At 33.4% G+C, this 12,235-nt stretch carries 11 protein-coding genes; 10 read left to right on the top strand and 1 reads right to left on the bottom strand.

Features of this window, described 5'->3' with window-relative positions:
* Nucleotides 1-17: 17 nt before the first annotated feature.
* Together cymR and KA828_RS13315 are read left to right on the top strand one after the other, a co-directional pair.
* The gene (gene cymR / locus KA828_RS12265) at nt 18-440 is read left to right on the top strand and encodes a cysteine metabolism transcriptional regulator CymR (RefSeq protein WP_033080142.1); all 423 of its coding nucleotides are present in this window, start codon (nt 18-20) and stop codon (nt 438-440) included.
* A gap of 138 nt (nt 441-578) precedes the next feature.
* Nucleotides 579-713 (top strand): SAS049 family protein, encoded by a 135-nt coding sequence (locus KA828_RS13315; protein WP_254613586.1) that lies wholly within the window; start codon nt 579-581, stop codon nt 711-713.
* Between the two features lie 300 nt (nt 714-1,013).
* Here KA828_RS13315 and KA828_RS12260 read toward each other — a convergent pair whose 3' ends face one another.
* Nucleotides 1,014-2,027 carry an LLM class flavin-dependent oxidoreductase gene (locus KA828_RS12260; RefSeq protein WP_210126307.1) on the bottom strand — a complete coding sequence of 338 codons (1,014 nt, stop codon included), beginning with the start codon at nt 2,025-2,027 and terminating at the stop codon, nt 1,014-1,016.
* A gap of 539 nt (nt 2,028-2,566) precedes the next feature.
* Here KA828_RS12260 and KA828_RS12255 point away from each other — a divergent pair.
* The 8 genes from KA828_RS12255 (at nt 2,567) to KA828_RS12220 (ending at nt 12,066) form a co-directional block, all read left to right on the top strand.
* Entirely contained in the window at nt 2,567-3,706 is a 1,140-nt protein-coding gene (locus tag KA828_RS12255) for a cysteine desulfurase family protein (protein ID WP_053029559.1), read from the top strand.
* 2 nt (nt 3,707-3,708) lie between these two features.
* Entirely contained in the window at nt 3,709-4,821 is a 1,113-nt protein-coding gene (mnmA, locus tag KA828_RS12250; protein ID WP_053029558.1) for a tRNA 2-thiouridine(34) synthase MnmA, read from the top strand.
* A gap of 117 nt (nt 4,822-4,938) precedes the next feature.
* Nucleotides 4,939-5,610, top strand: coding sequence for a tetratricopeptide repeat protein (locus KA828_RS12245; RefSeq protein ID WP_210126332.1), 672 nt, complete (start codon nt 4,939-4,941; stop codon nt 5,608-5,610).
* A gap of 1 nt (nt 5,611) precedes the next feature.
* Nucleotides 5,612-8,044: an SF1B family DNA helicase RecD2 gene (gene recD2, locus KA828_RS12240; protein WP_210126306.1), complete on the top strand. Its 2,433-nt coding sequence runs from the start codon at nt 5,612-5,614 to the stop codon at nt 8,042-8,044.
* Between the two features lie 298 nt (nt 8,045-8,342).
* Complete coding sequence (gene alaS, locus KA828_RS12235) at nt 8,343-10,973, top strand: alanine--tRNA ligase (protein ID WP_075108352.1); 2,631 nt, start codon at nt 8,343-8,345, stop codon at nt 10,971-10,973.
* Between the two features lie 66 nt (nt 10,974-11,039).
* Nucleotides 11,040-11,300, top strand: a complete 261-nt coding sequence (locus KA828_RS12230; protein ID WP_011275600.1) for an IreB family regulatory phosphoprotein — start codon at nt 11,040-11,042, stop codon at nt 11,298-11,300.
* Between the two features lie 3 nt (nt 11,301-11,303).
* Nucleotides 11,304-11,732 carry a Holliday junction resolvase RuvX gene (gene ruvX / locus KA828_RS12225; RefSeq protein ID WP_075108353.1) on the top strand — a complete coding sequence of 143 codons (429 nt, stop codon included), beginning with the start codon at nt 11,304-11,306 and terminating at the stop codon, nt 11,730-11,732.
* Between the two features lie 13 nt (nt 11,733-11,745).
* Nucleotides 11,746-12,066, top strand: a complete 321-nt coding sequence (locus tag KA828_RS12220) for a DUF1292 domain-containing protein (RefSeq protein WP_053029554.1) — start codon at nt 11,746-11,748, stop codon at nt 12,064-12,066.
* The last annotated feature ends 169 nt before the right edge of the window (nt 12,067-12,235 follow it).

Here is a 12,235-nt window from a genome sequence, read left to right as displayed (position 1 = left end):
TTAAGTGAGGTTATGTTATGAAGATATCAACGAAAGGGAGATATGGCTTAACTTTAATGATTTCCCTTGCTAAAAGAGAAGGGCAAGGATGCGTATCTTTAAAGTCAATTGCTGAAGAGAATAGTTTGAGTGATTTATATCTCGAACAATTAGTTGGCCCTTTAAGAAATGCTGGTTTAATTCGAAGTGTTCGTGGTGCTAAAGGTGGTTATCAACTAAGAGTACCAGCTGACGAAATTAAAGCAGGCGATATTATTCGCTTATTAGAAGGTCCTATAACAATAGTAGAAAGTATTGAATCAGAGCCACCTGCACAAAAACAGTTATGGTTACGTATGAGAGATGCAGTTAGAGAAGTATTAGATAATACCACTTTAAAATATTTAGCAGATTATGTTGAAACTGATGATAAACTTGATGGTTACATGTTTTATATTTAATTTTAAATAAATGTTTATAATAAGTTGTAAGTGGTAAACAGTTAATACAACAGTATAGATACATTGATTTTTTGTATCTCAGAATGCACGCAATGCTTGATCGATAATTATTTTTAAATTTGAAAGGAGAATTTCATTATGGGATTCATGGATAAAGCGAAAGATGCAGCAGAAAAATTTAAAAATAGCGATAACGAACAAGTTAATAAAGCTAAAGATAAAATCAATGAATATACTGAAAAAGGCAACGATGATAAAAAAGAAGATAAATAATTAAATTTTACAAGTATAGGATAACATTCCTAAAAATATAGCCAGTAAAAGCACATCACAATGTCGCTTTTACTGGCTTATTTATATATGCTATTACGTTTTTGGCATACTTTTTGATAAGGATTTACATAACGATGTGTTTTAATTATTTTTCAATGCCACTCTTTAATCAATTATTAGGGGATACCTAAAAACATATAAAGAGGGGCAATGAATCCAAATTGATTATTGTCCTACTCTCAAATTACATTCTATATGCTCATAATGATTTAAATTACCTTACGTTACTTTGTATACCAACTATTGGTTTAATTTTTCGATTACATTGTGTAAACGTTTAAACGATTCAAATTGTTTATCTTGATCATAAATATAACTAATGCCCATTAATTCATCAATATCTCCATATTCCTCAATAAATGATTCTAATTTTTCTTTTACGGTTTCTTCAGAACCAATTAACGAATCGTTGAATCTTTGTTGAGCCATTTCATATTCTCTAGGTGTTAAAAGCGCTTGTAAATCATTTGTCGGTGGTTGTACTGGCTGCATTCTACCACGCGCAATGCCAATAAATACTTGTGCTAAAGTACTTGCTAAGTATTCGGCTTCTTCATCGGTTTCGGCTACAATCGCATTTAAACATACAATCATATATGGTTGATCTAACACATCTGAAGGTTCGAACAACTCTTTGTAAATTTGCATAGCCTCTTTCATTTGTTGAGGTGCAAAATGACCTGCAAAAACATAAGGTAATCCTTTACGTGCAGCTAAATGCGCTGAATCTGTAGAAGAACCCAAAATATATAATGGTACATTTTTACCTACTGCAGGATACGCTCTTACATAAGCTTGTTTGTTACCAGGTCCGAAATAAGTTTGTAATTGTTCAACTTCTTCAGGGAATTCGTAAACACCATTATGTTGATCACGTCGTAACGCACTTGCAGTCATCATATCTGTACCTGGTGCTCTTCCTAAACCTAAATCAACTCTATTTGGAAAGAGTGTCTCCATTGTTCCAAATTGTTCAGCAACAATCAATGGCGCATGGTTTGGCAACATGATACCTCCAGATCCAACTTTGATACGGTGTGTGTGTTCAAGTGCATGTTGAATTAATAGAGAAGTAGCAGAACTTACTAAATTAGGTGCATTATGATGCTCTGCAATCCAATAACGCTCATAATTAAGTGAATCTAGTTCTTGAGCTAAACTAACCATGTCCTCAATGGCCTCTTTATCACTTTGACCTTCTTTAATTGGAACTAAATTTAATGCAGATACCTTAATATTACCCACAAATTTCATCTCCTCAAATATATTTAGTATGCTTAAGTTTAACAAGCGCAATGATAGAGTGATATTGAAATGCTCAAAGTTGCAAAAAATTGTAAAATTAAGTTAACTTTCGTTAATCACAATACATAGGCTGGGACAAAAATAATATAATGAAGCTATTTTGCAAATTCGCAGTAGCTGACTGAACTGAGAAGGCGCNNAACAAAGCTTTTCTCAGTTCTGGTCAGGGGCCCCAACAAAGGGAATTTCATTAAGAAATTCTACAAGCAAAGCAAGCTGGGAGCGGACGACGAATTAAAAAAGAATTCCGTCCCACTCCCATCTCACTTTATATATTTATAACGTGAATAGATAAAAATGTTGCGTCTATTCGTATTATTAATTCCATTTTTACAAATTTATTATTGAATAGGTTAAATTTGTTTCTAATTGAATGTTAAAATGAAAATTAATAGAACGTTATATGTTTATAAACAACTATATAGAAAAAATTGTTTACAGGTGCTATTATAGGAACATTGATAATATTGTGAGGAGTGTACTTAATAATGGAAGTATATGCAGATTATGCTGCAACTACACCGGTCAAACCAGAGGTTGTAGAAGAAATGATGGCAATTTACAAGTCACATTTCGGAAATCCATCATCTATTCATTCAATTGGAAGAGACGCACGTCGTTATTTAGATGAATCAAGAAGAACAGTTGCTAACTTACTAAATGCAAAGCCAAGTGAAGTTATATTTACAAGTGGCGCTACTGAATCAAATAATACTGCTATCAAAGGGTTAGTCTATGCCAATCAGCATCTTGGAAATCACATTATCACTACTAAAATCGAGCATCATTCAGTTCTACACGTCTTTGAACAATTAGAAAAAGAAGGCTTTGATGTGACTTATCTAGATGTCGATGATACAGGTACAGTGGATTTAGATCAACTTAAAGAAGCATTAACGAGTGATACAATCTTAGTTTCGATAATGTTTGTTAATAATGAAGTTGGAACTGTAGAACCAATGTATGATATTGAAGATATCGTTAGCGAATCGAATGCTTTGTTGCATGTTGACGCTGTTCAAGCAATTGGACATTTAGATGTCAGCTTTGAAGATTTTAAAATGGATACTTTGAGTTTAACGGCGCATAAATTTGGTGGTCCAAAAGGCGTGGGTGTACTATTAGTTAGAGACCAAACACCAATTGTGTATTCACAGTTAGGTGGGGAACAAGAAACTAAAAGACGTGCCGGTACAGAAAATGTGGCACAAATTGTAGGCTTAACTAAAGCGTTAGCACTAGCAAATGATAATAGAGATCAAAATAATTTACATTTAATGCAGTTAAAGGAATTATTTCTAGTTAGTTTGCAAGAACGAGCAATACCGTTTGAGGTCAATGGTTCAATGGTAGACACAACTGGTCATATACTCAATTTGTATTTCCCATTTATAGATGTGGAAACGATGTTAACACTTCTGGATTTAGCAAATATTTATGTATCGTCGGGTTCAGCTTGTACAGCTGGCTCAACTACACCTTCACATGTTCTAGCAGCAATGTATGAAGATGAAGAGCGTGCGAAACACTCTGTAAGATTTAGTTTTAACGAATTAACAACTGAACAAGAAATTAAATATATCGTTGCTGAAATTCATAAAATATATCATAAATTTAAGGAGGAATAAATGTGTCAAACAAAGATATACGTGTAGTTGTTGGTATGTCTGGTGGAGTTGATAGTTCAGTCACTGCCCATGTTTTAAAAGAACAAGGGTATGATGTTATTGGAATATTTATGAAAAACTGGGACGACACTGATGAGAATGGTGTTTGTACAGCAACTGAAGATTATAATGATGTCATCGCAGTATGTAATCAAATTGGCATCCCATATTATGCGGTTAATTTTGAACAGGAATATTGGGATAAAGTCTTCACTTATTTCCTAGATGAATATAAAAAAGGACGCACACCTAATCCGGATGTTATGTGTAATAAAGAAATTAAATTTAAAGCATTTTTAGAGCATGCACTTAAATTAGGTGCTGATTATGTGGCAACCGGACATTATGCAAGAATACGTCGTCATGACGATGGTCATGTGGAAATGTTAAGAGGTATTGATAATAATAAAGATCAAACCTATTTCTTAAATCAATTGTCACAACAACAATTATCAAAAGTGATGTTCCCAATTGGTGATATTGAGAAAAAAGAAGTTCGAAAAATTGCTGAAGAACAAGATTTAGCAACGGCTAAGAAGAAAGACTCAACTGGCATATGTTTTATTGGAGAACGTAATTTTAAAACATTCCTATCACAATATTTACCGGCTCAATCTGGAGAAATGCGTACATTGGATGGAGAAAAGAAAGGTATGCATAGTGGATTAATGTATTACACTATTGGTCAAAGACATGGTCTTGGAATTGGCGGAGACGGTGATCCATGGTTTGTAGTTGGCAAGAATTTAAAAGATAATATTTTATATGTTGAACAAGGTTTCCATCATGATGCACTCTATAGTGATTATCTTATTGCATCTGATTTCTCATTCGTTAATCCAGTTGATTTAGAAAATGGATTTGAATGTACTGCTAAATTTAGATATCGCCAAAAAGATACCAAAGTGTTTGTTAAACGTGAAAGTCAGGATGCCTTACGTGTAACATTTGATGAACCAGTACGTGCGATAACGCCAGGACAAGCGGTTGTATTTTACGATGAGGAAGTTTGTTTAGGTGGCGCAACAATCGATGATGTATTTAAAACAACAGGTCAATTGAGTTATGTTGTTTAATTAAAAAAACAAAGGGTGGAGTGTAATGAAATCATCTAAGATTTCACATACTACTCCATCTTTATTTTTACGTTTAAATCAATACAAACGATGATTAAAGAATTGGGTGAAAATATGATAACGAAACAAGAAACCATTTATAAATGGATTCAAGACGGTCAACTTGAAGATGCATTAAAAGCACTATTCGAAAACATAGAAGAAGAACCGAATACAATTGAAAATTATATTAATGCAGGAATCGTACTCGCTGACGTTAATGAAGTGGAAAAGGCTGAAAGATTTTTCCAAAGAGCGCTTACAATTGATGATAAAAATGGACCTGTATATTATAATTTAGCTAATCTATACTATGATCAAGGTAAATACCGCGATGCCATTAAGCTATATCAATTGGCATCTAAATACGATATGGATAAAATAGATACGAATTACATGATTGGGATGTCATTTAATCAATTAGATGCACCTAAAGAATCGTTACCTTTCTTTATGACTGCAGCAGAATTAGAACCTAATCGTGATGCTGAAGTTCAATTTCAATATGGGTTAGCATTATGTCATTTAGAAATGTTTGAACAAGCTATTCAACAATTAAAGTTAGTGCTATCAATAGACTCACAACATGTAGATGCACTATATAATCTTGGTTTAGCTATATATATGCATACAGAAGATGTTGAATTAGCTATATCATATTTTGATAAGGCTATATCTATTGATCCAGAACACCTATTAAGCCAACATGCTAAGAAGACCTTTGAAGCAATAAAGAACGAGGAGGAGTAATATGTCAGACCCTACACTATTTGATTATTCAATGATTAAAGGTACTGTAGATGCTATTTTATTTCAGAATAATGATAATTTTTATACAGTGATTAAAGTGGATACAATTGAAACAAATGAATCATTTGGTAATTTACCAACTGTTGTAGGGTTCTTTCCAAATATTGTTGAAGGAGACGTATACACTTTTAAAGGTCAAGTTGTAGAGCATCCACGTTACGGTAAGCAACTGAAGGCTGATACGTTTGAGAAAGAAGTACCACAAACTAAAGATGCAATCATTACATATCTATCGAGTGATTTGTTTAAAGGTATAGGAAAAAAGACTGCTCAAAATATAGTGAACACGCTTGGTGAAAATGCGATCAATGATATTATGTCTGATGCATCTGTTTTAGAAAAAGTTTCCAATTTACCTAAAAAGAAACAAAAGCAGATTGCTGATCAAATCAATGCCAATCAAGAGTCCGAAAAAATTATGATTCGACTACATGATTTAGGCTTTGGACCTAAATTATCAATGACGATTTATCAATTTTATCAATCTGACACCCTTCAAGTACTTGAGAATAATCCATATCAACTCGTATATGATGTTAAAGGAATTGGTTTTCAAAAGGCTGATATTTTAGCGCGAAATAATGGGATTGCCTTTAATGATCAAGAAAGATTAAAAGCTGGATTGTTATATACACTTGAAGAAGAATGCATTAAGCAAGGTCACACGTATTTATCAAACGACTATATCATCGACGTAACGCAACAAATTCTAAGTAACAAACAGCAAGGTGAGGCCATAGAGCAACAACAATTAGAAGATGTTCTACAAAATTTATCAGAAGAAAGCAAATTAATTCTTGATAATCATCGTGTTGCTATTCCTAGTTTATATTATTCTGAATTGAAAAGTGTTCAAAATTTATATCGCATTCAAACCTATAAGAACAAGTTAAAAGAAATAGAACAATCTGATTTACAATTGCATATAGGGGAAATAGAAGATAGCAATAATGTCAATTATGCACCATCTCAAAAAGAAGCTTTGCAAACTGCTATTAATTCTAAAATTATGCTGTTGACAGGAGGCCCTGGTACAGGAAAGACAACGGTAATCAAAGGAATTGTTGAATTATATGCTGAAATACATGGCCTATCGTTAAATTATTCTGATTATCAAGATGATGATTATCCAGTCGTTTTAGCTGCACCAACTGGTCGTGCATCTAAGCGTTTACAAGAGTCAACAGGACTTGAAGCGATGACAATACATCGCTTAATTGGGTGGAATCAGGATACTCAACCTGAAGATATATTAGATAATGAAATAAAAGCTAAACTTATCATTATTGACGAAATGTCGATGGTGGATACTTGGTTATTTCATCAGTTTCTAAGTGCAGTGCCATTAGATGCACAGGTGGTATTTGTTGGTGACGAAGATCAATTGCCATCAGTTGGACCAGGGCAAGTATTTAAAGATCTAATCGATTCTAAAGCAATTCCACGTGTAAATTTAACTGAAGTTTACCGTCAACAAGATGGCTCTAGTATCATTGATTTAGCACACCGAATGAAGCATGGGGAACCTATCGATATTTCACAACGTTATCATGATAGAAGTTTTATTAATTGTGGCGTAGAACAAATACCTTCAGTTGTTGAGAAAGTAGTATCAAGTGCTGTAAATAAAGGGTATGACATGAGTGATATTCAGGTGTTAGCACCGATGTATAAAGGTAGTGCAGGTATAAAACGATTAAATCAAGTGTTGCAGGATATATTAAACCCTAAGGAAGATGATACGCGCGAAATAGAGTTCGGTGATATCAAATTTCGTAAAGGGGATAAAGTATTACAATTAGTCAATCGACCTAACGATAATATATTTAATGGTGATATTGGTGTTATAGTTGGAATCTTTTGGGCAAAAGAAAATGCACTTAACAAAGATGTGCTTGTAGTAGACTTTGAGGGGAATGAAATCACCTTCACAAGACAGGATTTACTTGAATTAACACATGCTTATTGTACATCTATCCATAAATCACAGGGTTCTGAATTTCCGATAGTCATCATGCCAATTGTAAAGCAGTATTTTAGAATGTTGCAAAGACCTATTTTGTATACAGGACTCACTAGGGCAAAACAATCACTTGTTTTACTCGGTGATCCTAAGGCATTCGATATAGGTTTAAACACCCAAGGTCAAATACGTCAGACGCAACTTTGCCAATTAATTTTAAGCTATTTTGAAATTGATAATAATCATGCTAACCGCCATCAAAATAATGATAATTCATCAATAGATACAGATGAAAAGTTGAATTTAGAAGTAGAGGAAAAAGAAATTATTTTAAGCGAATCTACAATATATCAAATTAATCCAATGATTAATATGGGTGATGTATCCCCATACGATTTTGCTGAGCGTTGACATTTAGCTTGAAAATACTTAAAATAATCTTAAGTTCGCATGAAGATGAGTAGACAATACATACTTATATAGAGATGTACTGGTTGGTGTAAAGTGCAATGTATATTGTTGAACGCTACTTCATGTTATTTTCATATTGAATTTGAGTGATAATTGTATTCTGCCTAACGATATTTTATCGGTTAAGGATAGACCATTTATAACTAGGGTGGTACCGCGAGAACGTTCGTCCCTTTTTTGAGGATGAACGTTTTTTGTTTTATTTTCTTAATAAATTGGTGAAATAGGAGTGTAAATAATGAAAAATTTAAAGGCTAGTGAAATTCGTCAAAAATATATTGATTTCTTTGTTGAAAAAGGACATATGGTTGAACCTTCAGCACCATTAGTACCGATTGATGATGATTCATTATTATGGATTAATTCTGGTGTAGCAACGTTAAAAAAATATTTTGATGGCAGAGAAACACCTAGAAAGCCTAGAATTGTTAATTCTCAAAAAGCAATCAGAACCAACGATATCGAAAATGTTGGATTTACTGCAAGACATCATACATTTTTTGAAATGCTAGGTAACTTTTCAATCGGCGATTATTTCAAAAAAGAAGCTATTCATTTTGCATGGGAGTTTTTAACAAGTGAAAAATGGATGGGAATGGAACCAGAAAAATTATATGTCACTATTCATCCAGAAGATACAGAAGCTTATCGTATTTGGAATGAAGAAATTGGCTTAGAAGAAAGTCGCATTATCAGAATTGAGGGTAACTTCTGGGATATTGGTGAAGGTCCTTCTGGTCCAAATACTGAAATTTTCTATGACCGTGGAGACGAATATGGACAAGATGATCCAGCCGAAGAAATGTATCCAGGTGGAGAAAATGAAAGATATTTAGAAGTATGGAATTTAGTCTTTAGTGAATTTAATCATAATAAAGACAATACGTATACACCACTTCCAAATAAAAATATTGATACTGGTATGGGTCTTGAACGTATGGCATCAGTGTCTCAAAATGTACGTACTAATTACGAAACAGACTTATTCATGCCAATTATTAATGAAGTTGAAAATGTCGCTGGCAAAACGTATTTAGAAAATAGTGAGCATGATATAGCATTTAAAGTCATCGCAGACCATATTCGTACGATTGCATTTGCAATAGCTGATGGTGCATTACCTGCAAACGAAGGAAGAGGCTATGTATTACGTCGACTTCTACGTAGAGCGGTTCGATTCAGTCAAACATTAGACATTAATGAACCGTTTATGTATAAATTGGTTGATATTGTTGCAGACATTATGGAACCTTATTACCCTAACGTTAAAGAAAAAGCAGATTTTATTAAACGTGTAATTAAATCTGAAGAAGAACGTTTCCACGAAACACTTCAAGAAGGTTTAGCAATTTTAAATAATTTACTAGCTAAAGCCAAAGATTCAACAAATGAAATTAACGGATCAGATGCTTTTAAATTATATGATACGTATGGTTTCCCAATTGAATTAACTGAAGAATTAGCTAGTCAAGAAGGCATTTCTGTAGATATGGCTACATTTGAAGTAGAAATGGAACAACAACGTACACGAGCTCGAGAAGCACGTCAAAGTTCACAATCAATGCAAATTCAAAGTGAAGTGCTCAAAAATATTACTACAAATAGTAAATTCGTTGGCTATGAAACGACAGATTATCAAACAACATTAACAGATTTAATTTATAATGGTGAATCAGTTGAAAGTGCTGAGCCTGGAGAAACAGTTTACTTCATTTTGGAAGAAACACCATTTTATGCAGTTAGTGGTGGACAAGTAGCGGATAAAGGAACCGTAGGCAATGAAAACTTTGAAATAGAAGTAACCGAAGTAACTAAAGCACCTAATGGTCAAAATTTACATCAAGGTGTAGTCCAATTCGGCCAAGTTACTATTAATAGTAATGTAGATGCAAGTGTAAATAGAGATGAAAGAAAAGATATTCAAAAAAATCACAGTGCCACTCACTTACTTCACGCTGCTTTAAAAGAGGTACTAGGAGAACATGTTAATCAAGCTGGTTCTTTAGTCGAAAGTGAACGTTTACGCTTTGACTTCTCACATTTTGGTCCTATGAGTCAAGAAGAAATAGATCGTGTTGAGAGACGTGTTAACGAAGAAATTTGGAGAGGTATTTCAGTTAATATTCAAGAAATGCCAATTGATGAAGCTAAACAAATGGGTGCTATGGCTTTATTCGGTGAAAAATACGGTGATATTGTACGCGTTGTAAATATGGCGCCATTTTCAATAGAACTATGTGGTGGTATTCACGTAAGTAACACTGCTGAAATTGGTCTTTTCAAAATTGTTAGCGAGTCAGGAACAGGTGCGGGTGTTAGACGTATTGAAGCATTGACTGGTAAGTCAGCATTCCTTTATTTAGAGGATATTCAAACGAAATTTAATGCTGTTAAAGATCAAGTTAAAGTAAAATCTGACAATCAAGTTTTTGATAAAATTGTGCAGTTACAAGAAGAAGAAAAACAACTTCATAAACAATTAGAGCAACGCAACAAAGAAATTACAGCACTTAAGATGGGTAATATTGAGGAACAAATTGAAGATATAAATGGATTTAAAGTATTAGCTACAGAAGTCGAGGTATCAAATGCTAAAGAAATCAGACAAACAATGGATGATTTTAAATCTAAACAACAAGATGCTATCATTATCTTAGCAAGTAATTTAGGAGATAAAGTGTCATTAATCGCAACTGTACCTAAAGAACAAACTGACAGCATCAAAGCTGGGGATATTATTAAAAACATGGCACCTATCGTTGGTGGTAAAGGTGGCGGTCGCCCTGATATGGCTCAAGGTGGCGGTACGCAACCTGAAAATATCTCAGAAGCATTACGCTTTATTAAAGATTACATTAAAAAACTATAACTTTGTAATCAACTAGTGTAAAATTGGTGTATGTAAGATAAACCGTTATAGAGGAGTGTCGCACCTATGGATAATATTGATAAAACTATGAAGTTTGACTATGAAGAAATTCCTAAAGATAATGTCGAAACTGTGTTAAATAATGTACACCGAACATTAGAAGAACGTGGTTACAATGCTGTCAATCAAATCGTTGGGTATTTACTCTCTGGAGATCCAGCCTATATACCTCGTCAAAATGATGCCCGAAATCAAATTCGACACATTGATCGTGACGTTATTATGGAAGAACTCGTTTCAAATTACTTAAAAGAGAACAAGAAATAGTCCATGTTAACGCATAAAATTTTAGGTTTAGATGTAGGTAGTAAAACAGTTGGCATTGCTATTAGCGATTTAATGGGTTGGACTGCCCAAGGATTGGACACTCTAAGAATTAACGAGGAACAAGAAGATTTCGGTATAGATCAATTGGTAGCTATCATTAAAGAACATCATGTTGGTTCTGTAGTGATTGGTTTACCAAAGAATATGAATAATTCTATTGGCTTTCGTGGAGAAGCTTCGTTAAAATATAAGGAGTTACTTCAAGAAAGCTTACCTGATATAGAGATTATAATGTGGGATGAACGATTAAGTACTATGGCAGCAGAGCGTTCATTACTTGAAGCAGATGTTTCAAGACAAAAAAGAAAAAAAGTAATTGATAAAATGGCAGCAGTATTTATATTGCAAGGCTATTTAGACTCAATCCAATAAAGGAGATATAAAGATGACTGAACATAATCATGACCATAACCATGACGTAGAATTAGATATTAGCAATGAAGAAGAATTATTAACTTTATTTGATGAAAATGGTAATGAAGTTTTATATCGCAAAATGTTAGAATTTTACCATCCAGAATTCAAAAAGGAATATGTTATCTTAGCAGAAGAGGGCGCACAATCAGACGACGATGATATGATTGAACTTATTCCAATGATAAATGAACCTGATGAATCAGGCGATGGTGGTAAATTAGTACCTATCGAAACAGATGAAGAATGGGACATGATTGAAGAAGTAGTAAATACAAATATGGAAGAGTAAATGATGCATTCATTCATCACATTTATAGATGAATGGAAGTTAAATAGTCAATTCGTAATTATGAATTGAACGATTTTAGTTCATATGTTTAGCTGAGTTAACTCAATAATGTTGTAGTGGGAGTGGATAAAGAATTCAAAGCGAATTCTTTTGGCTCTATAATAAATTG

Source organism: Staphylococcus sp. GDY8P85P, assembly GCF_017892405.1.
Classification (GTDB): Bacteria; Bacillota; Bacilli; order Staphylococcales; family Staphylococcaceae; genus Staphylococcus; species Staphylococcus borealis.
This window is presented reverse-complemented; position numbering and strand designations above follow the sequence as displayed.